The sequence below is a fragment of the Xanthomonas sp. PPL134 genome (assembly GCF_040595915.1).
Classification (GTDB): Bacteria; Pseudomonadota; Gammaproteobacteria; order Xanthomonadales; family Xanthomonadaceae; genus Xanthomonas_A; species Xanthomonas_A indica.
Genome location: NZ_JAMDLL010000001.1, coordinates 358370 through 378220, shown reverse-complemented (window position 1 = coordinate 378220; position 19851 = coordinate 358370). Strand labels below are relative to the sequence as shown.

At 70.4% G+C, this 19851-nt stretch carries 17 protein-coding genes and 1 other RNA gene; 3 read left to right on the top strand and 15 right to left on the bottom strand.

Translation table 11 applies throughout. The features are described 5' to 3' along the window. Positions 1-289 precede the first annotated feature (289 nt). Positions 290-697: a S4 domain-containing protein gene (locus tag M3U25_RS01715; protein ID WP_160947682.1), complete on the bottom strand. Its 408-nt coding sequence runs from the start codon at positions 695-697 to the stop codon at positions 290-292. 534 nt (positions 698-1231) lie between these two features. Between M3U25_RS01715 and M3U25_RS01710 the strand changes: the two genes are divergently transcribed. Continuing rightward, the gene (locus tag M3U25_RS01710) at positions 1232-2692 is read left to right on the top strand and encodes an MATE family efflux transporter (RefSeq protein ID WP_355495586.1); all 1461 of its coding nucleotides are present in this window, start codon (positions 1232-1234) and stop codon (positions 2690-2692) included. A 297-nt stretch (positions 2693-2989) separates the two neighbouring features. Here M3U25_RS01710 and rplS read toward each other — a convergent pair whose 3' ends face one another. From rplS to ffh, 8 genes are all read right to left on the bottom strand, one after another. Further along, positions 2990-3406 carry a 50S ribosomal protein L19 gene (gene rplS / locus M3U25_RS01705; RefSeq protein WP_010342237.1) on the bottom strand — a complete coding sequence of 139 codons (417 nt, stop codon included), beginning with the start codon at positions 3404-3406 and terminating at the stop codon, positions 2990-2992. A gap of 131 nt (positions 3407-3537) precedes the next feature. Then, positions 3538-4320, bottom strand: coding sequence for a tRNA (guanosine(37)-N1)-methyltransferase TrmD (trmD, locus tag M3U25_RS01700; protein WP_355495591.1), 783 nt, complete (start codon positions 4318-4320; stop codon positions 3538-3540). A 73-nt stretch (positions 4321-4393) separates the two neighbouring features. Then, a complete protein-coding gene (rimM, locus tag M3U25_RS01695) occupies positions 4394-4906 on the bottom strand; it encodes a ribosome maturation factor RimM (RefSeq protein WP_160947679.1) in 513 nt (170 codons plus the stop codon). 43 nt (positions 4907-4949) lie between these two features. Continuing rightward, on the bottom strand, positions 4950-5210 hold the full coding sequence (gene rpsP, locus M3U25_RS01690; protein WP_010342240.1) for a 30S ribosomal protein S16: 261 nt from the start codon (positions 5208-5210) through the stop codon (positions 4950-4952). A gap of 171 nt (positions 5211-5381) precedes the next feature. After that, positions 5382-6182 carry an aminotransferase class IV gene (locus M3U25_RS01685; RefSeq protein WP_355495596.1) on the bottom strand — a complete coding sequence of 267 codons (801 nt, stop codon included), beginning with the start codon at positions 6180-6182 and terminating at the stop codon, positions 5382-5384. After that, positions 6179-7267 carry a nitronate monooxygenase gene (locus M3U25_RS01680; RefSeq protein ID WP_355495600.1) on the bottom strand — a complete coding sequence of 363 codons (1089 nt, stop codon included), beginning with the start codon at positions 7265-7267 and terminating at the stop codon, positions 6179-6181. Before M3U25_RS01680 ends, M3U25_RS01685 begins: the two co-directional genes overlap by 4 nt. Position 7268: 1 nt before the next feature. Further along, positions 7269-8060, bottom strand: coding sequence for a DUF2314 domain-containing protein (locus M3U25_RS01675; RefSeq protein WP_355495603.1), 792 nt, complete (start codon positions 8058-8060; stop codon positions 7269-7271). Positions 8061-8151: 91 nt separating this feature from the next. Continuing rightward, complete coding sequence (ffh, locus tag M3U25_RS01670) at positions 8152-9531, bottom strand: signal recognition particle protein (protein WP_160947675.1); 1380 nt, start codon at positions 9529-9531, stop codon at positions 8152-8154. Positions 9532-9636: 105 nt separating this feature from the next. Here ffh and ccsA point away from each other — a divergent pair, with 105 nt between their 5' ends. Then, positions 9637-10431, top strand: a complete 795-nt coding sequence (ccsA, locus tag M3U25_RS01665; protein WP_160947674.1) for a cytochrome c biogenesis protein CcsA — start codon at positions 9637-9639, stop codon at positions 10429-10431. A 110-nt stretch (positions 10432-10541) separates the two neighbouring features. Here the strand turns inward: ccsA and M3U25_RS01660 are convergent, their stop codons facing one another. Continuing rightward, complete coding sequence (locus M3U25_RS01660) at positions 10542-11606, bottom strand: aldose epimerase family protein (protein WP_355495608.1); 1065 nt, start codon at positions 11604-11606, stop codon at positions 10542-10544. 373 nt (positions 11607-11979) lie between these two features. Between M3U25_RS01660 and M3U25_RS01655 the strand changes: the two genes are divergently transcribed. Then, the gene (locus tag M3U25_RS01655; protein WP_355495611.1) at positions 11980-13569 is read left to right on the top strand and encodes an alpha-L-arabinofuranosidase C-terminal domain-containing protein; all 1590 of its coding nucleotides are present in this window, start codon (positions 11980-11982) and stop codon (positions 13567-13569) included. Positions 13570-13812: 243 nt separating this feature from the next. Here the strand turns inward: M3U25_RS01655 and M3U25_RS01650 are convergent, their stop codons facing one another. The 5 genes from M3U25_RS01650 to M3U25_RS01630 all read right to left on the bottom strand — a co-directional run bounded on the left by M3U25_RS01650 (position 13813) and on the right by M3U25_RS01630 (position 19746). Continuing rightward, positions 13813-14295 carry a hypothetical protein gene (locus tag M3U25_RS01650; protein WP_355495613.1) on the bottom strand — a complete coding sequence of 161 codons (483 nt, stop codon included), beginning with the start codon at positions 14293-14295 and terminating at the stop codon, positions 13813-13815. A 73-nt stretch (positions 14296-14368) separates the two neighbouring features. Continuing rightward, positions 14369-14444, bottom strand: a non-coding RNA gene (locus M3U25_RS01645) — sX9 sRNA. A 122-nt stretch (positions 14445-14566) separates the two neighbouring features. Beyond that, a complete protein-coding gene (gene fusA, locus M3U25_RS01640) occupies positions 14567-16630 on the bottom strand; it encodes an elongation factor G (RefSeq protein ID WP_355495616.1) in 2064 nt (687 codons plus the stop codon). A 563-nt stretch (positions 16631-17193) separates the two neighbouring features. Next, entirely contained in the window at positions 17194-18378 is a 1185-nt protein-coding gene (locus M3U25_RS01635; protein ID WP_355495619.1) for a glycosyl hydrolase family 28-related protein, read from the bottom strand. Positions 18379-18615: 237 nt separating this feature from the next. Beyond that, positions 18616-19746, bottom strand: a complete 1131-nt coding sequence (locus M3U25_RS01630) for a membrane dipeptidase (RefSeq protein ID WP_355495622.1) — start codon at positions 19744-19746, stop codon at positions 18616-18618. Positions 19747-19851: the final 105 nt, after the last annotated feature.

Sequence of the window (19851 nt, the reverse complement as noted above, 5' to 3'; positions counted from 1 at the left end):
AGCGGATCGTTCCGCAGCTGACGGCGTCGCCGATTACGGCAGAATTGCACTTGTGGGATGGACTTCCGTCCCGACTGCTGGCCACCCCGGGCAGACCTCGATCGTCGCGACTGACGTCGCTCCCCCAGGGATAAACTGCGTGCCGTCAGCGTGCCGTAGGAGCGGCTTCAGCCGCGACCGCACCACTACGAAAGCGTCGCCGCACCAACAGCCCAGGCGGCGTGCACGCACCCAGCCCACCCCGTCACCCATGCGCGCCGGCCAGCCCCGCGGCAACGCACCAACTCGGCTACAACGCGTCCAGGTCGCCGAGCGCGCGGATCAGGCGGCGGGCGCGCTTGTCGGGTTTGCCGTCCGGGGCTTGGTAGCCGTTGCGCTCGGCGCTGCGCTGCGCGCGCAGTTGCGCGCGGCGTTCGCGCGAGGCCTCGCTCTCCTGGTACAGCGCCTGCGCCACGCTGGCCGGGCCGCGGGTGTCGCTCAAGCCCAGCACCTGGATCTCGAACACCTCGTCGCCGCGCTGCACGCGCAACTGTTCGCCCACGCGCACCGCGCGCGAGGACTTGGGCCGCTGCCCGGCCACGTCCACCTTGCCGGTTTCCACCGCCTGCTTGGACAGGCTGCGGGTCTTGAAGAAGCGCGCGGCCCACAGCCAGACATCCAGGCGCACCGCGGCAGCTTGCACGACAGATTCATTCATTGCGTTGCTCGACATCCACTTGCGTTGGGGGTTGCAGGCAGCCAGAGGGCGATGCGGGATCGGACGCCATGGCGCCGACCGAAAGCATGAGCGGCGCACATGTCTCCCGGCACAGATGGCGATGCCGTCGCGTCAATACAAGCACCGCACCTGCCAGGTTCCGCCCCTCCAGGATGAATGGGTTGGCAGGGAAGAATGGAGAGCGGGCGGCGCCCGGCCGCGATGCAGGCGCGCCCGGGCGCCGCTTGCCCACGTCGATCGTCACATGCCGATCCGCGCGTCGATCCACGCCCACCCCAAGGGATGCATGACGCGATCTGTGCCGAACGCGCGCCCATCCTCGCCGCATGTGCAGACCACGCATGACCCGCGCAGGGCTGGCCATCGCGCATGACGGCCCAGGCGTCGTGAGGCGGCCAAGGACCCGACCCGTGCACGCCGGGTGCACGGACGCGACAGAGCGCGGTTCGCCCATCGCCCCACCGCCATCGGTCGGTGCTAGTGTGGCCGGCTCACGCTCGATCCCGACCCGCGATGCCCAAGCCCGCCGTGCTCACCGAAGGCCCGATCGGCCGCCAGTTGCTGCTGTTCTCGCTGCCGATCCTGGCCGGCAACATCGCGCAGTCGCTCAACGGCTCGGTCAATGCCGTCTGGATCGGCCGCTACCTGGGCGAAGCGGCACTCACCGCGGCGGCCAACGCCAACAGCATCATGTTCTTCCTGATCGGTTCGGTGTTCGGCATCGGCATGGCCGCCACCATCCTGATCGGCCAGGCGATGGGCCGCGGCGACGTGGCCCAGGCGCGGCGGGTGATGGGCACCAGCGCCACCTTCTTCATCGGCATCTCGGTGCTGATCGCCGCCGGCGGCTGGTGGCTGGCGCGGCACCTGCTGGCGGCGATGGGCACGCCGGCGGCGTCGCTGCCGCTGGCCGAGGCCTACCTGCGGGTGATCTTCCTGGCGATGCCGCTGCTGTACACCTTCGCGTTCCTGTCGGCGGCGCTGCGCGGCACCGGCGATTCGCGCACGCCGTTCCGCTTCCTGCTGCTGTCGGTGGTGCTGGATATCGGCTTCAACCCGCTGCTGCTGTTCGGGCTGGGCCCGTTCCCCAAGCTGGGCATCGCCGGGGCGGCCTGGGCCACCTTGATCGCGCAGGCGGTATCGCTGGCCGGGTTGCTGCTGTACCTGCGCCACAAGCGCCACGTGCTGTGGCTGGGCCGCCGCGACGCGCGGCTGTTCCGGCTCGACCTGCCGATCCTGCGCGCGCTGATCGTCAAGGGCGTGCCGATGGGGCTGCAGATGGTGCTGATCTCGCTGGCGATGATCGTGATGATCGCGCTGGTCAACGGCTACGGCACCGACACCTCCGCCGCCTACGGCGCGGCGCTGCAGCTGTGGGCCTACCTGCAGATGCCGGCGATGGCGATCGGCGCGGCCTGTTCGTCGATGGCCGCGCAGAATGTCGGCGCGCAGCGCTGGGACCGGGTCGCGGCCACCGCGCGCAAGGGCGTGCTGTTCAACTTCCTGCTGACCGGCGCGCTGATCGCGCCGTTGATCCTGTTCGACCGCTGGACCCTGGCGCTGTTCCTGCCGCCGCACAGCGAGGCGCTGGAGATCGCGCGCCATCTCAACCACATCGCGGTGTGGTCGTTCCTGTTCTTCGGCGTCACCTTCGTGATCTCCGGCGTGGTCCGCGCCACCGGCGCGGTGATCCCGCCGCTGCTGATCCTGGCGCTGTCGCTGTGGGGCATCCGCGTGCCGTTCGCGCAATTGCTGCAGCCGCAGCTGGGCGTGGACGCGGTGTGGTGGAGTTTCCCGACCAGCGCCACCTGCGCGATGCTGGTGTCGCTGGCGTATTACCGCTGGGGCAACTGGCGCAAGGCGCGGATGCTGGCGCCCTCGCGGCCGGACACCGTGGCGCATCCGGCGGAAGTGCCGGCGCAGCCGCCGGCACCGGTCGCCGACGTGGCGGTGGCGCAGGATCCGGCGCGCTGAGCGCCTGGGCGGCGGCAATGACTTGCCGCCGGATCCCCCCATTTGTAGGAGTGGCTTCAGCCGCGACCAGGCCGCGGACCATCGTCACGAAGGACGCAGGCGCTCGACGGCGAGCGGTTCTGGGAATGCCTGGTCGCGGCTGAAGCCGCTCCTACGAAGGCATCGCGCGCGGCGTCGGTTGAAAACAGCGCTGGGACTGAATGCACCACGGGCCACGGCGCACATGCTGCCATCCCCCCAAACGCAAACGGCCGCCCGAAGGCGGCCGTTGCGGCAGCGACCCGAGGGTCGCCGGGATTACTCGGCCTTGGCGGCGGCCGCAGCGGCCTGGCGCGCGACCTTGGCCTGCGCAGCGGCGGCCAGATCTTCCTTGATGCGGGCGGCCTTGCCTTCCAGGCCGCGCAGGTAGTACAGCTTGCCGGCGCGGACCTTGCCGCGGCGCTTCACTTCGACCGAGTCGATAGTGGCGCTGTGGGTCTGGAACACGCGCTCGACGCCGTAGCCGTGCGAGATCTTGCGCACGGTGAACGAGGAGTTCAGGCCGGCGTTCTTGGTGCCGATCACCACGCCTTCGTAGGCCTGCACGCGCTCGCGGTTGCCTTCCTTCACCTTGACGTTGACGACGACGGTGTCGCCCTGGTTGAACTCCGGCAGCTTGCGCTGGATCTGGGCGGCTTCGAAGTCGGCCAGGATGGTCTTGTTGAGCTTGCTCATGGTGGGCACCGCTTGTGTCTGGTGAGGTGGTCCGGCAGTCGCCGCACGGCGATTGCGCGATATCGGATGGGCCAAGCACGGAACGCACTGGCCGGAAAGCCGGGCATTTTAACCCAGCCCGGCGGCCATGGCTAGGGCCTGGGTGGATTTTCCTGTTCGGCGGCCAGGGCCGCCTCCCGCTCCTGGCGGAATTCCTGCAGCAGACGGCGGTCGGCCGCACTCAGCGCCGCCTCGTCCAGCAGTTCCGGGCGCCGCAGCCAGGTCCGCCCCAGCGCCTGCATGCGCCGCCAGCGCGCGATCGCGGCATGGTTGCCGGAACGCAGCACCGCCGGCACCTCGCCCAGCGCGTGTTCGCGCGGATGGGTGTAGTGCGGGCAGTCGAGCAGGCCGTCCGGCCCCTCGAAACTGTCCTGAGCGGCGGATTCGGCGTCGTTCAGCGCCCCCTCCTGCAGCCGGGTCACCGCATCCACCAGCACCGCCGCGGCCAGTTCGCCGCCGGACAGCACGTAGTCGCCGATCGAGATCTCCTCGTCCACCGCGGCGGCGACGAAGCGCTCGTCCACGCCTTCGTAGCGCCCGCACAGCAGCAGCAGCCGTGGCAATGCGGCCAGTTCGCGCGCCTTGGCCTGGGTCAGCGGCCGCCCCTGCGGGCTCAGGTAGATCAGCGGCGCCGGCTGCGGATCGGCCGCGCGCACCGCCTCAAGGCAGGCCTGCAGCGGCTCGATCATCATCACCATGCCGGGGCCGCCGCCGAACGGGCGGTCGTCGACCTTGCGGTAGCCGCCGCTGGCGTAGTCGCGCGGGTTCCAGCCGTGCAGCTCCAGCAACGCCCGCTCTTGCGCACGCCCGACCACGCCGAACCCGGCGCACTGGGCGACGAACTCGGGGAACAGGCTGATGACGTCGATGCGCATGAGGCTGGGAATGGAGAGTCGGGAATGGGGAATGGGAAAAGCAAAAGCCAAAGCGGCCGCATGGCCGCATCGCTCAGAACTCGGGGTCCCAGTCGACCACGACCAGGTTGGCCTCGAAATCCACCGACTTGATGTAGTCCGGCTGCACGAACGGCACCAGCCGCTCGCGGTCGCCGCGCACCACCAGCACGTCGTTGGCGCCGGTGGAGAACAGGTGCGACACCTGTCCCAGCGCCACGCCGTCGACGGTGCGCACGTCCAGGCCTTCCAGGTCCACCCAGTAGTACTCGTCCGGGCGCGGCGGCGGCAGGCTGCTGCGCGCCACGTAGATCTCGGTGCCGCGCAGGGCTTCCACCGCGTCGCGGTCGGTGACCTCGGGCAGCGTGGCGATCAGGTACTTGCCGGATTCGCGGCCGCGCACGCCGGTGAGGCTGCTCTCGCTGCCGTCGGGCTTGCGCACGATCCAGGGCTGATAACGGAAAATGGCGAGGCGCGGCTCGGTCCAGGACTCAAGCTTGGCCTCGCCACGGATGCCGAACGCGCCGAGGACCCGACCGAGCAGGATGCGGCGCTGGCTGTCTTTCATCGGGGCAAACGCAAGGGCCGCGCACTCGGCGCGGCCCGCGGAATCAGGCCGCAGCGGCCTGGTTCTTGGTGGCTTCCTTGTACAGGTTGCGCACCTTGTCGGTCAGCTGCGCGCCATTGGACACCCAATGATCGACGCGGGCCAGGTCCAGCACCACGCGCGGCTCGGCGCCCTGGGCGACCGGGTTGTAGTAACCGACGCGTTCGATGTTGCGGCCGTCGCGCGCGCTGCGCACGTCGGTGACGATGATGTGGTAGAAGGGGCGCTTCTTGGCGCCGCCACGGGTAAGGCGAATCTTGACCATGGTGAGTTTCCGGTGTTGCCCAGTCGCCAGGATGGCGCGGTGAACCGACGAGTATAGCGACCGTCCCCGCCGCTGCCAAGTCGTTGCCGCTGACGCGGCAAGGGATTGGGGATCCGGGATTGGGGATCGCCAGAAGCGGTGCCGATGGCCGCGAGATGCCTCTTGAGCCGCCTAGATCGCCTGCCAGGGCTGGGTGCGCAGTGCCTGCTCCAGCAGGGCCAGCAACTCCTCGGCCGGGCGCAGCGCGCGCCCGTCCACCGCCGCCACCGCCTGCTGCCCGCGGGCGTTGCAGGTGAAGGCGGCCACGTCCGCCCCGAGTTCCTGCAGCGAGAGTGGCCGCTCGCGCTGCGCCACACCCAGCTGGGCCAGACCCGCCTGCAGCAACCGCTGCTGGGTGCCGCGCAGCGCCGGCGCCTGCGGCCAGTGCAGGCAGGCCCCGTCCCACAGCCCCAGGTTCCAGGTCGGCCCCTCGGCCACCTGCCCCTGTGCGTCCACGAACAGCGCATCGTCGGCGCCGGCCTGCAGTGCCAGGCGGCGCTGCTGGAATGCGCCGAACGTGCCGACGTGCTTGAACTGCGGCGCCTCGCGCGCGAACACGCTGCTGCGCAGGCGCAGCGGCGCCGCCTCGGCCTGGGCCGGTTCCGCCAGCGATACCAGCAGTTCCACCGCGCAGTCGTCGGCGGCCCGGCGCAACGTGAAGGTCGGCGCGACCACCGTGATGCGCAGCGACGCATCGCCGCTGCCGAACGCGGCCAGCGCCGCCCGCAGTGCGTCGCGCACGCGATCGGCCGGCAACGCGCTGCCGAACAGCGCGGCGTTGGCCTGCTGCAGCCGCTGCAGATGCAGCTCGAGCCCGCGTACGCCGCCGCCGCGGACCTGCATGGTGCTGAAATGCCCATAGTTCACCAGGGCGGCCGCGGCCAGCAGCTCGGCCGGCGCAGGCTGCCCGTGGTGAAAAACCTGTGCGCTCACGACAAGGCCTGCGCCTGTGCCCACCAGCGCGTCAGCAGCGCCGCCACCGGCTCGGCCGGCGCCATCCATGCCGACTGCCCCGCCCAGGCCTGCATCGCCGCGAGGCGGTCGGCACGCTGCGCGGCCTGGCGCATCGGCGCGGTCAGCGCACGCTGTACCGGGTACGGCCGCGGCGGCGGTGCGTCCGGCGCGGCGGCGGCGCGCACGTAGTCGGTGACCAGCGCCCGGCCCAGGCGACCGGAGAAGGCGCGGGTCAGCGTGGTCTGCTCGGGTTCGGCCTGGGCCAACGCGGCCGCCCAGGCCGGCGCCAGCGCCGCCTCGGGGGTACGCAGGAAGGCGGTGCCGATCTGCACCGCGCTCGCGCCCAGGGTCAGCGCGGCGGCGATGCCGCGGCCGTCGCCGATGCCGCCGGCGGCGATCACCGGGATCTGCAGACGATCGGCCAGCCGTGGCAGCAGCGCAAACAGCCCGGTCAGCTGCCGCTCGGCACGGTCCGCGGCGAAGGCGCCACGGTGGCCGCCGGCCTCGGCGCCCTGCGCGACCACCGCATCGGCGCCGGCGGCCTGCGCGGCCAGCGCCTCGTCCAGGGTGGTGGCGCAGGCGAACCAGGCGATCCCGGCCTGCTGCAGGCGCTGCACCTGGTCCGGCCGGAACAGACCCATGATCGAGGAGGCCACCGCCGGGCGCGCCGCGAGCAGGGCCTCGAACTGGGCATCGAAATCGGCCGGCGCCGCATCGCCGGCGGCCGCCGCGACCGGCGGCCCCCAGGCAGCGAGAAAGGCGCGCACGTCGGCCTCGGCGGCGGCATCGCGCGCGGGCGGCGGATCCGGCACCCACAGGTTGACCTGCGCCGGCCCGCCACCGGCGGCGCGGAACGCATCCATCCACGCCCCGATGTCCTGCGGCGCGGACAGCACCGCGCCCATCGCACCCATACCGCCGGCCGCGGCGACCGCGGCCGACAGCGGCACCGGGCAGGCGCCGGCCATGGGGCTGAGCAGGATCGGCAGGCGCAGGCCGAAGCGCTCGCAGAACTGCAGCGCCCGCGCCTGCGCCGCGGAGACCGGGCGTGGCGACGGCGCCATCTCAGCCGGCCTGCTGCAACAACTGCACGATGCGCGGCCAGCCCATGTGCTGCGCCAATTCCAGCGCCGTTCGTCCCTGCGGCGTGCGCAGCGACGGGTCGGCGCCATGCTGCAGCAGCAACGCCACCGGCTGGTAGTTGCCGGCCAGCGCGTCGCGCTGCAACAGCGTCCAGCCCTGCCCGTCACGCGCATGCACCGCCTCGGGGTGGCTGCGCAGATTCTCGTCGATGCGCGGCGCGATGTTCTCGCTCATCGGGTGCTCGCGCAGCGACAGTTCGGCAGCCGCGTCGGCGGCGGCGCCGACGTCCGTCGCCTGCGTCGGCACCAGCTGCACCTGCCCGGGCGGACCGAATTCCAGTCCCCAGGCCGCATCGTGTTCCGCGCGCTCGTCGGCCGCCATCTCGCGCCGCTGCGCGTCGATGGTGTAGCCGCCATAGACCTTGCCGCCGATGACGTACATCCAGTCCTCCAGTTCGGCGAACGGCAAGGCCACCTCGGCGCCGGCCTGCAGCGACGCGATGTCGTGCGGATCGTTGAGCAGCGTGCCGGAGACGGTCTCGCCATCGAACTGCACGTCGCCGACCCACATGTGTTCGAACGGCGGCGCCTCGGGATCGCCGGCATCGGTCGCGAATGCGAACTTCACCGCCGCCATTTCCAGCCCCGGCACGATGCGCCGGTACTCCCAGGACAGTTCGCGCCAGAAGAACTTGAACGTCCCGCGGGCGGCGATGTAGGCCGCCTGCATCGCGGCGTCCTCGTCGCCGGTGAAATACATCGCATGCTCGCTCATCAGCGTGATGTCCCTTTCAAAAAAAATCCACGGTCCGACGGCAACGCCGCCGTCCAGGCAATGCCTCGCGCGGCTCGCCCGACGGACACGCTCAGCGGAACGGCAGGCCGCCGCGGCCGCCCATGCCGCCGAGCATGCCCTTCATGCCGCGCATCAGGCCCTTCATGCCGCCGCCGGCCATCTTGCTCATCATCTTTTCCATCTGCTGATACTGCTTCATCAGCTTGTTGACGTCGGCCGGCTGGGTGCCGGAGCCGCGGGCGATGCGCGCGCGGCGCGAGCCGTTGAGCAAGCCCGGGTTGCGCCGCTCCTTCTTGGTCATCGAACCGATGATGGCGATCATCCGCGGCACGTCCTTGTTGCCGGCGACCTGCTGCTTGAGATGGTCGGGGATCTGGCCCATGCCCGGCAGCTTGTCCATCAGCCCGGACAGGCCGCCCATGTTCTGCATCTGCTCGAGCTGATCGCGCATGTCGTTGAGGTCGAACTTCTTGCCCTTGGCGACCTTCTCGGCCAGCTTCTGCGCCTTGTCCTTGTCGACCTGGTGCTCGACCTGCTCGACCAGCGACAGCACGTCGCCCATGTCGAGGATGCGGCTGGCCAGGCGATCGGGGTGGAACACGTCCAGGCCGTCGGGCTTCTCGCCGACGCCGATGAACTTGATCGGCTTGCCGGTGATGTAGCGCACGCTCAGCGCGGCGCCGCCACGGGCGTCGCCGTCGGTCTTGGTCAGCACCACGCCGGTCAACGGCAGCGCCTCGCTGAACGCCTTGGCGGTGTTGGCCGCGTCCTGGCCGGTCATCGCGTCGACCACGAACAGGGTCTCGGCCGGGGTGATCGCCGCATGCAGCGCCTTGATCTCCTCCATCATCGCCGCGTCGATGGCCAGGCGGCCGGCGGTATCCACCAGCAGCACGTCGACGAAGGACTTGCGCGCGTCGGCGATGGCGGCGCGGACGATGTCCACCGGCTTCTGCGAGGCCTCGGACGGGAAGAACAGCACCCCGACCTGCTCGGCCAGGGTCTTGAGCTGCTCGATCGCGGCCGGGCGGTACACGTCGGCCGACACCACCATCACCTTCTTCTTGCGCTTTTCCTTCAGGTGCTTGGCCAGCTTGCCGACCGTGGTGGTCTTGCCCGCGCCCTGCAGGCCGGCCATCAGCACGATCGCCGGCGCCGGCACGTTGAGGTTGAGGTCGCTGGCGGCCGAGCCCATCACCGCGGTCAGCTCGTCGCGCACGACCTTGATCAGCGCCTGGCCCGGGGTCAGGCTCTTGAGCACTTCCTGGCCAACCGCGCGCACCTTGATGCGCTCGATCAGCGCCTGCACCACCGGCAGGGCGACGTCGGCCTCGAGCAGCGCGATGCGCACTTCGCGGGTGGCTTCGCGGATGTTCTCCTCGGTCAGGCGACCGCGGCCGCGCAGGCGCTGCATGGTGCCGGAGAGGCGTTGGGTGAGGGATTCGAACATGCGGGCGGGTCGCGAGCGGGAAACGGCCGTCGATTATAGCCGGGCGCGCCGCCGATCCCGGGCGCCGCCGTCACGGCGGCCTGTCCGATATGCGAAACTGCCGCGATGCTCATCACCGTCCTCGCCACCCTGCTGTACCTGGCCGCCACCGGCCTGCTGATCGCCGCGGTGGTGCGCGACCGGGTGGACCGCAGCCGCGCCTGGCTGTGGCCGGCGCTGCCGGCGGTGGCGCTGCACGCCGGCTATCACGTGCAGGTCGCCCTGCACACCGCCGGCGGCCCGGACATGCATTTCTTCGCCGCGCTGTCGCTGGTCAGCCTGGGCATGGCGCTGATGACCACGCTGGTCGGCGCCAGCGGGCGCATGGCCGCACTGGGCGTGGTGGTGTTCCCGCTGTCGGCGGCGCTGCTGCTGGCCTACCACGGCTATGGCCACGAGCCGGCGCCGGTGCTGGACTGGCGGCTGCAGCTGCATGCCTGGCTGGCGCTGCTTGCCTACGCCACGCTGGGCATCGCCGCCCTGCTGGCGGTGATGCTGTGGCTGCAGGAACGCGCGCTGCGACGCCGCGACTTCCATCCCTGGCTGCGCGCGCTGCCGCCGCTGACCGCGCTGGAGACGCTGCTGTTCCGCACCATCGTGGTCGGCTTCATCCTGCTGACCCTGACCCTGTTGACCGGGGTGCTGTTCGTGCAGGATTTCCTGGCGCAGCGGCTGGTGCACAAGACCGTGCTCAGCGTGCTGTCGTGGATCGTGTTCGGTGCGCTGCTGTTCGGCCGCTGGCGCTACGGCTGGCGCGGGGTCAAGGCGGTGCACTGGACCCTGGCGGCAATGGTGCTCCTGCTGCTGTCGTTCTTCGGCAGCAAGTTCGTGATCGAACTGGTGCTGGGGCACGCGCAGTAGCCTGGCGAGGCTAGCGCGGCGTGTGTTTTTGTAGGAGCGGCTTCAGCCGCGAGCGGGCATTCCTGGGAGTGCCCGGTCGCGGCTGAAGCCGCTCCTACAACACTCCAGCATCAACCGCCGCCCTGCTCCGCCAGCGCTGCCTCCACCGCCGCCCACTCCGCGTAGCGGCCGACCTCGGCGAACCGGTACACGATGCGATGCCGGTAGATCTCCCCGGGACGCAGAATGCAATCGGGAAAGCCCGGCTGGTTCGGCGCGTCCGGATAGCCCTGCGGCTCCAGGCAGATGCCGCGGCCCAGCGCCGGATGCTGCCGGTCCAGGCCCTGGCCCTCGTACAGCTGCACGGCCGGCATCGGGCTGGCGATGCGCATGGCCACGCCGCTGTGCGGCGAATACAGCAGCGCGGTGCAATCGTGGCCGTCGGCCAGCACCAGGCAATGGTCGTAGCCGGCACTTAGCGTCAGTTGCGGATCGGTTGCGATGTCCTTGTCGGCGATGGCACGCGCCTGGCGGAAATCGAACGGCGTGCCGGCCACCGCGGCGACCTCGCCACGCGGCAACAGCGCGGCATCGCGCACCGGCAGGTAGCGGTCGGCCGGCACCCGCAGCCACTGCGCCGCGGCGGGCACCGCGGCGTCGCCGGCCAGGTTGAAATAGGGGTGATGGGTGAGATTGAGCGGGGTCGGCGCATCGGTCTGCGCGACGAATTCGACGCTCAGGCAGCGGCCGTCGACGCGGTAGGTCGCCTCCACCGCGACGTTGCCCGGGTAGCCCTCCTCGCCCGCCGGCGAGTCGTAGCGCAACTGCAGCGTGCGCTCGGTCTGCGCCAGCACCGTCCACACCCGGCGGCCGAAGCCCAGCGCGCCGCCATGCAGGTGATTGGCGCCCTCGTTGGCGGTGACCGCGTAGTGCCGGCCATCGACGGTGAAGGCCGACCCGGCGATGCGGTTGCCGAAGCGCCCGACCAGCACGCCCAGGTAGGCCGGGTCCTGCAGGTAGTCCTGCAGCGTCGGCAGGCCCAGCACCAGCTCGGTCTCGCCATGCGCGCCGCGCAGGCGCAGGCTGCGCAACAGGCCGCCGTAGGTCAGCAGTTCGGCGCGCAGGCCGTCGCCGCTGTCCAGGACCACGCGCTGGATGGCGGTACCGTCGGGAAGATGACCGAAGAGCGAGGACATGCAGGAGCCTGGAGTCGGTGTGCGCATGCGCGGGGCCCGCAGCATAACCAGCGAGGACGCGGCGCGGCCATCGCTGCGCGAGCATCGGCCGTGCGCTGTGCGATAGCGCGCACACTCGCGGACCGGGCTGCGCGGGGGGCGGTGCCGCGTATTGCAATTCGGATATGGCGGCAGCGCATTCGGACATTGGTCCGCTCTGCGCGTCTCTTTTATGCTCGGGACAGGGGCAACCGGGGACAGGCGCGGAGCGACGCGTGCCGGGGGTTGCGCCACCCGAATACGGCATCGGTCTGGCGCCACGTCGTGGCCGCCTGCCGGCCGTCACTCCCATGCAGCGCTGGCGACGGCGCGCCTACCCGACAAGGAGTTCCCGATGCGTTCGCCCCGTTTCCTGAAGCAACGTGCGGCGCGGTGGCGGCGGCTGCCGCTGATCGCCGCGACGCTCGGCCTGGCACTGGCCGCCACGCTGGCGCAGGCCGCCGACGTCGAGGTGCGCGGCACCTTGCGTGCCGACCGCCCTGGCCCCGCGGTGTCGCGCCACCTGTTCGGGCAGTTCGCCGAGCACCTGGGCACCGGCATCTACGGCGGCGTCTGGGTCGGCCCGGACTCGACGATCCCCAACACCCGCGGCTACCGCAACGACGTGGTCGCCGCGCTGAAGGCACTGAACGTGCCGGACATTCGCTGGCCCGGCGGCTGCTTCGCCGACGAGTACCACTGGCGCGACGGCATCGGCCCGCGCAGCCAGCGCCCGACCAGCGTCAACACCCACTGGGGCGGCGTGGAGGAACCCAACAGCTTCGGCACCCACGAGTTCATGGACTTCACCGAACTGCTCGGCACGCAGGCCTACGTGGCCGGCAACGTCGGCGACGCGGCGCCGGACGAGATGGCGCAGTGGGTGGAATACATGACCGCGCCCACGCGCTCGACCCTGGCCGAACAGCGCCGCCGCAACGGCCGCCAGACGCCGTGGAAGGTGCCGTTCTTCGGCGTCGGCAACGAGCTGTGGGGCTGCGGCGGCAACATGCGCGCCGAATACGCCGCCGACGTGTTCCGCCGCTACCAGACCTTCGTCAAGGCGCCGGCCGACCAGAAGATCATGAAGATCGCCCCCGGCCCCAGCGATGCCGACTATCACTGGACCGAGGTGATGATGCGCGAGGCCACCAAGTTCATGGACGGCCTCAGCCTGCACTACTACACCATCCCCGGCGGCTGGCCGCCGCGCGCCTCCTCCACCAGCTTCGACGAGGCGGCCTGGATCGAGACGCTGTCGCGCACCCTCCTGATGGACGAGCTGATCACCAAGCACAGCGCGATCATGGACAAGTACGACCCGGACAAGAAGGTCGCGCTGGTGGTCGACGAATGGGGCACCTGGTACAAGGGCCTTCCGGACGTGAACCCGGGTTTCCTGCGCCAGCAGAACACCTTGCGCGACGCGCTGGTGGCCTCGCTCAACCTGGACATCTTCGTCCAGCATGCCGACCGCGTGCGCATGGCCAACATCGCGCAGATGGTCAACGTGCTGCAGGCGATGATCCTCACCGACGGCGACAAGATGCTGCTCACGCCGACCTATCACGTCTTCATGCTGTACAAGCCGTACCAGGACGCGACCGCGCTGCCGCTGCAGATCACGACGCCGGACTACCGGCATGCCGGCTACACGGTGCCGGCGGTGCACGGCTCGGCGGTGCGGGCCAAGGACGGGCACGTGTACGTGGCGCTGACCAATCTGGACCCCAACCGCAGCGCCAACGTCGCAGTCCAGGTCGATGGCGTGCAGGCGCGCGGCGTCGCTGGGCAGATCCTGACCGCCCCGACCATCGACGCGCTCAACACCTTCGCCCAGCCGCAGGCGGTGCGCCCGGCCGCGTTCGACGGCGCCCACCTGCGCAGCGATACATTGCAGGTGGCGCTGCCGGCCAAGGCGATCGTGATGCTGAAGCTGCAGTAGCCCGCAACCACTGCCACGCTCCTAGCCCCTCTCCCCCCCGGGAGGGGTTGGGGTGAGGGTCGGTCGCGCCGCACATCCATCCCAGTCCCACGCCACCGCTCGAAAGCGCGCGCGAGGGAGAGCTACCTGCCAGCGCATCCCCCACCTCCCCGCCAGTGAGGGCGAACTAGAACGATTCGTGCGGCGCACTCGCCCCGCTCCCACCCGAGGGCTGGAGTCCTGGGCGGCGCGACCTTCTGCGCGCTAGTCCTCCGGATCAGTCAGCAGCGCGAACAGCGACTGCCCGTCCGGTGCGACCAGGTCGCTGACCGCCCAGCAACCGTTGCCGCGGCGCTGCAACTCGATCTTGACCGAGCGCGCCCGCGCGGCGCGGCCGCCGAGTGCGAGCCGGTAGTCCATGCGCACTTCCACCACGGTGGCCTGCGAACCGCCCGAGACCAGGGTGAAGGTCGGCGCGCCCTGGATCTCGCCGTCCTGCGCGCTGGTCCACGGATCGAAGTCCAGCCGGCACACGCCCTCGCGTGCGGCGCAGCGCTGGTCGGCCTGCAACGCGTGCGCGAAGGCCGGCGTCAGCAAGCCGTCCAGGTTCTGCGGTTGCCAGTAGAAATCGCGCGCCTTGTACAGGCGCTCGGCCATCTGCAACGGCGTCGCGCATGCCGGCGGCTGCGCCGCGGCGAGCGACGGCGACAGGGCAAGCAGGGTCAGGAAGGCAAGACGGCGATGCATGGGCGGCTCCGGCGATCGGGGCCGGCTATGAAGCCCGGTTCGCGGCGCCGACGCAAGCGCCAGGCCTCGGCGTGGCGAATGGAACGTCGCGCGCCATCGTCAGGTGGACGCGGGCGGCGCACAGGAGCCGCTGTGGACGCCTGGCCGATGAGCATGCCGAGCGCCGTCCGCCTCCATCTGGCGGCTGCGCGGCCGTAGTGCACTCAAAAAAAAGAGGAGCCGGCGAACCGGCTCCTCGTCCTCCTGCCGCATTGCCGGATGGCAATCCGGCTCACTCGGCCTTGACGGGCGCATAGCCGTCGAAGGTCATGCTCGCCGATGCCCGTCCCTGGGTCAGCGAGCGCAACGCAGTGGCATAGGCCTGCAGTTGCGCCAGCGGCGCCTGTGCCACGACCTCGGCGCGGGCCCCACGCTCTTCGATCGCCACGACGCGTCCCTCGCGCCGCTGCAGATCGCCGAGCACGTCGCCGACGCTGTGCGCGGGCGTGTCGATCGCCACCGCCATCACCGGCTCCAGCAACTGCGTGCCGACCTGCGCCAGCGCCGCCTTCACCGCGTCCGACGCCGCGCGCTGGAACGCCAGGTCCGACGAATCCACCGCATGCGCCTGGCCATCGACCAGCACCACGTCCACACCGACCACCGGATGACCGAGCGGGCCTTGCGCCAGCGCCGCACGCGCGCCTTTCTCGGTGGCGGCGACGAAGGCCTTCGGCACGACGCCGCCGCGGCTGCGGTCGACGAAGGTCACCGCGCCGTCCGCGCGCGGCAGCACGTCCAGCACCACCTGCGCGAACTGGCCCTGGCCGCCGTTCTGCTTGGACAGCCGTGCGGACACGCCCAGCGCGGCCGCACGCGGCGTTTCCTGGTAGGCCACGCGCGGCGCACCGGTGCGCACGTCCACGTGCCACTCGCTGCGCAAGCGCTCCACCATCACCTCCAGGTGCAACTCGCCCATGCCCCAGATCACCGCCTCGCCGGTCTCCGGATCGCTGTCGACGCGGAAGGACGGATCCTCCTGCGCCAGCCGCGCCAGGCCCTGACCCAGCCGCACCAGCTCGGCCGCATTGGCCGCGCCGAGCCGCCACGCCAGCACCGGTGGCTGCGTGCGGATGCGTTCCAGCACCCACCGCGCCTGCACGCCGCTGAGCGTCTCGCCGCTGACCGCGTCCTTCCAGCCGAGCACGGCGACGATCTCGCCGGCCTCGGCCTGCGCCACATCGTGGGTGCGCTGCGCCTGCACCACCGCCAGCCGCCCGACCCGGCGCGGACGCCGGGCATGCGACGTCCACACGGTGTCGCCGACGCGCAAGGTGCCCGAGTACACGCGCACGAACGCCAGCGGTCCCTGCGCGGCATGCGCGAACTTGAACACCAGCGCCGCCAACGGACCGGACGGATCCGGCGCGAGCAACGTCTCGTGTCCGCCTTCGCCACCGGCATTGCCGTCGGCGTCGGCCCGCGCAGCCACCGGCGCTCGGTCCAGCGGCGACGGCAACCAGTCGACGATCGCGTCCAGCAACGGCTCGATGCCCTTGCGCTTGAACGCCGACCCGGCCAGCACCGGCACCCCGGCGCCGGCCAGGGTGGCCCGGCGCAAGGCGCCGCGCAGCAGCTCGGCGTCGATCGCGCGCTCCTCGAGATAGGCCTGCGCCAGCGCCTCGTCGTGTTCGGCCACCGCGGCGACCAACTGCTCGCGCGCCTCCGCGAACGCGGCCGCCTCCTCGGCATGCCAGGCGCGCGTGTGCAGTTGCCCCGCGTCGTCCCAGGTCAGCAGGCGGCCGCCGACCAGGTCGCTCCAGCCGTCGAAGCCGGAGTCGCCCGGAACCGGCACGCCGACCGCCCAGACCGTCGCGTCGAGCTTGCTGCGCAACTGCGCCAGCACGCCGTCGAACGACGCGCCGGCACGGTCCATCTTGTTGACGAACGCGAGCATCGGCACGCCGTGGCGGCGTGCTTGCCGCCACACGGTCTCCGACTGCGGCTGCACGCCGTCGACCGCGGAGAACACCGCGACCGCGCCGTCGAGCACGCGCAGCGAGCGTTCCACCTCGATCGCAAAATCGATGTGTCCTGGGGTGTCGATCAGGGTCAGGCGATGCGTCGGCTGCCCGGCCGGCGCCCACTGCACCTGCACCGCGGCCGCGCCGATGCTGATGCCGCGCGCGCGTTCGATGTCCGAGAAGTCGGTGGTGGCGGCGCCATCGTGGACTTCGCCGAGACGATGGATCGCACCGGCGGCCCACAACAGGCGTTCGGTGAGGGTGGTCTTGCCGGCGTCGATGTGGGCGATGATGCCGAGGTTGCGCCAGCGGGAAAGGGTGTTCGTGTTCATGAGAAAGGTTCCGCATTGCCAACACTGGGGAAGCCGCATGCCCCGGTTGGCGAGGCGGGCATGCGGCTAGGGTTCGGGTTCGGCGGCGTAGTGCATGGCACGTTCTCCTTGGCGTGTCGGAACGGTGGAACAGCGAAAAACAGGCATAAAAAAAGCACCCATCGGGTGCTTGTCTGCGGCGGATCGGCGATGGCCGGCGTCAGCGCACGGCGTCGTCCATTCCTTCAGGCAGGCGCACCCGGCCTGCGCTGACGCGCAGGGCGTTGGGCAATATCAGCAGCGGTGCGTACGGCATGGCGGCGTGACGATGGGTGCGAATGAGGGCGACAAGTCTGGACCTGCGCGAGGGCCCGGTCAATGCGGGCGGCGCGGCGCCGCTGGAACGCTCGGAGGCGGTGCGTGCAACGCTGGCGCGCATGCACTCGATGCCGACGCCGCACGGGCGCACGGGCGCACTGCCGTATGCCCCTGCGGCGCCATGGGGCGGAACATTCCGCTCGCACCGCCTCGAATCGTCGCGCCGGTGCGGCAGAGGGCCTGCCGGCACCGGCGCGATGTGCGCATCACCACCCGATGTTGGTGTTCTGTACCAAGCCGGCAGCGGCGTTCGGGCCCTTCCAGAGCACGTTGCCCATCGCCACGCCGTACTGGCCGCCACCCCAGAACAGCGATTCCTTGCCGCTTGAGCGGCAATGGTTGCCGATGATGCTGACTCTGGAGATGTTGTTGAAGAACATCGCGGTGTCGCGCGTGTTGTTGAAGATGTTGTTGTGGACGGTGATGTCGTGGATGCGGCCGACGGTGTCGGAGACCACCGACAACTGGAAGTCGCCTCCTTCGAAGGTGTTGTCGGCGAAGGTGATCGAGTTGGCGTCCTGGCTCAACGAGCACACCACCGTGCCGGGTTGCCCCGACAGCCAGTTGCCGATGCATTTGACGTAGGAGCTGTTGTTGGTGACCTGCACCGAAGCCACCTTGACCTGGTCGATCACGTTGTGCGAGATGTTGATCTCCATGCCGCGGTCGACGTAGACGCCGATGCCCGAACCGGCGGAGGCGAGAATGGTGTTGTTGACGATCCTGACCCCTTCCGGCTGCGCCGACGTCGACCCCAGATAGACGCCCCCGCAGCCGAGCATGTAGTTGCCCTCGACGAACGAATTGATGCCGCCGTCGCGGTTGTAGACCGCGTAGTCGCCGATGGAATTGAAGAAACACTCGCGGATCTGGTAGCCCTCGCCGCCGACGCAGTGGAAGCCGTTGGACAGGAACCGCGAGAACGCCACGCCGCGGATCAGGATGGTGCGGTCGTCCGGACGATCCGGTGCGGAGTACGCGTACTCCACGCCGTTCTGCGCGCGGTTCATGCCATCCAGCCCCAGGTCGAACAGTGCGGCATTGCCGCCGAGCACATAGACCAGGGCCACGTTGGCCGGGAAGTTGTCGCCGGCGCGAATGGCGCAGTTCTGCCCCGCGCCGGCCACCACGAAACCGGCCGCGCTGTTGACCTTGCTCTTCACGAACAGCGGCGCGTCGACCCGATAGGAGCCCGCGGGAAAGAACACGTAGCCGCCATCGGTGCCCACGCTGTCCAGGGCCGCCTGGATCGCCGGCTGGTCGTTGCTGGCACCATCGCCGACCGCGCCGAAATCCTTGACGTTGACGATGGGGGACGATGGTGCCGCTGCCTGCGTGGTGTTGGGATTGGCGTTGGCGCCGGCGACGTCCACGCCGGCGAGCGCGGCCACTCCTGCCATGCCGCCAAGGCCCACGAAACGGGAAAAGTCACGGCGCGACATTCCCGCCGCAGGACGTTGTCCATTCGAATGCTGTTGCATTTCCATCTCTCGTCTTGGTGAAAAGGGTGTTGGTGAAGAAGCCGCATCGGCGGCAGCGCATGTGATCCGAAAAAAGTTTCAGCCTGCACCTGCCAGCGACGGCGATCGCGCCGGAGGCAGCGATGCGCCGTCCGCGGTCGGTCGGGGTCAAACGGTCCAGATCTCGCCGAAGACCCGTTCGAAGTTCAGGCCCAGCACCTTGTCGGCGACGCGGGCGCTGTAGCCCTGGCGCAGCAGTGCGTCGGCGACGCGTTCGAGCTTGCGCGGGGTGTTGGCGTCGGGCAGATAGGGCAGCCGGTTCTCGCCCGGGGCGCCGATGCCGTCGCGGCGGCGCTGCACCAGGTCCGCCTCGAACGCGCGCCGGTCCTGCTCGGTGATCGGGAAGAACAGCGAATCGGTGCCGATGCCGACATGGTCCTCGCCGCACACGTCCAGCGCGTGCTGCAGGTGGCGCATGTAGTCGGCCAGGTGCGGTTGGCGGCTGTCCTCGGTCAGGAACGGCAGCATGTAGACGCCCATCACCCCACCCTTGCCGGCCAGGGCGCGCAGCTCGGCGTCCTGCTTGTTGCGCGGATGCGCGAACACCGCGGCACAGCCGGCGTGGGTGATGACCGGCGGGCGCTGCGACAGGGCGATGCCGTCGCGGGTGGTCTGCAGGTTGGAATGGCTCAGATCCAGCGCCACCCCGAGCCGGTTCATGCGCGCGATCGCGTCGCGGCCGAGCGCGGTGACGCCGCCGCTCTCGCCGTCCAGGCAGCCCACGCCGAACGGCGTGGTGCGGTTGTAGGTGAGTTGCATGACCCGCACACCGAGCTGGCGGAACAGATCGATGCGCGCGGGCCTGTCCTCCAGCATCGCCGCCGACTCGAAGGAAAAAATCAGCGCGACGCGCCCCTCGCGCTTGGCGCGGCGCAGGTCGGCCGGATGCAGCACCTTGAGGAAGTGCTGCGGATAGCGCTCGACCAGCGCCTGCGCGGCGGCAATGTCCTGCACGGCGGTCTCGAAGTCGCCGGCCGCACCGCCCAGCGTGGTCTTCAGCGCCGACACGCCGGAGTCGCGCAATTGCTGCAGCAGCTGCGGCGTATCCGGGCCGCCGAACACCTGCCCGATCGAGGCCAGCGCATTGGCGTCGAGCACCAGCGCGCGCCGGTACAGCGCGTCGGCATCGCCCGCATCGGCAGCGGCGGCGCTGGCGATGGCGGCCCCTGGCAGCAAACCGGCCACTGCGCCCGCGGCACCGGCGCCCAGGCATTGCCGCCGCGTCCATCCCTTGCTCATCGCTTCGCTCCCCGGTGCGTCCTGCGGTGTCGGCCCGCATGGGTGACGGGCATGCGCGATGCGCGCGCGAGGCACCATACCGCAAACGCGCCCCGCCCCACCACG

Bases quoted from the DNA above. Each gene is read 5' to 3' on its own strand.
- M3U25_RS01715 (WP_160947682.1), bottom strand. From the start codon at position 697: ATGAATGAATCTGTCGTGCAAGCTGCCGCGGTGCGCCTGGATGTCTGG.
- M3U25_RS01710 (WP_355495586.1), top strand. From the start codon at position 1,232: ATGCCCAAGCCCGCCGTGCTCACCGAAGGCCCGATCGGCCGCCAGTTG.
- rplS (WP_010342237.1), bottom strand. From the start codon at position 3,406: ATGAGCAAGCTCAACAAGACCATCCTGGCCGACTTCGAAGCCGCCCAG.
- trmD (WP_355495591.1), bottom strand. From the start codon at position 4,320: ATGCGCATCGACGTCATCAGCCTGTTCCCCGAGTTCGTCGCCCAGTGC.
- rimM (WP_160947679.1), bottom strand. From the start codon at position 4,906: ATGAAAGACAGCCAGCGCCGCATCCTGCTCGGTCGGGTCCTCGGCGCG.
- rpsP (WP_010342240.1), bottom strand. From the start codon at position 5,210: ATGGTCAAGATTCGCCTTACCCGTGGCGGCGCCAAGAAGCGCCCCTTC.
- M3U25_RS01680 (WP_355495600.1), bottom strand. From the start codon at position 7,267: ATGGCGCCGTCGCCACGCCCGGTCTCCGCGGCGCAGGCGCGGGCGCTG.
- M3U25_RS01675 (WP_355495603.1), bottom strand. From the start codon at position 8,060: ATGAGCGAGCATGCGATGTATTTCACCGGCGACGAGGACGCCGCGATG.
- ffh (WP_160947675.1), bottom strand. From the start codon at position 9,531: ATGTTCGAATCCCTCACCCAACGCCTCTCCGGCACCATGCAGCGCCTG.
- ccsA (WP_160947674.1), top strand. From the start codon at position 9,637: ATGCTCATCACCGTCCTCGCCACCCTGCTGTACCTGGCCGCCACCGGC.
- M3U25_RS01660 (WP_355495608.1), bottom strand. From the start codon at position 11,606: ATGTCCTCGCTCTTCGGTCATCTTCCCGACGGTACCGCCATCCAGCGC.
- M3U25_RS01655 (WP_355495611.1), top strand. From the start codon at position 11,980: ATGCGTTCGCCCCGTTTCCTGAAGCAACGTGCGGCGCGGTGGCGGCGG.
- M3U25_RS01650 (WP_355495613.1), bottom strand. From the start codon at position 14,295: ATGCATCGCCGTCTTGCCTTCCTGACCCTGCTTGCCCTGTCGCCGTCG.
- fusA (WP_355495616.1), bottom strand. From the start codon at position 16,630: ATGAACACGAACACCCTTTCCCGCTGGCGCAACCTCGGCATCATCGCC.
- M3U25_RS01630 (WP_355495622.1), bottom strand. From the start codon at position 19,746: ATGAGCAAGGGATGGACGCGGCGGCAATGCCTGGGCGCCGGTGCCGCG.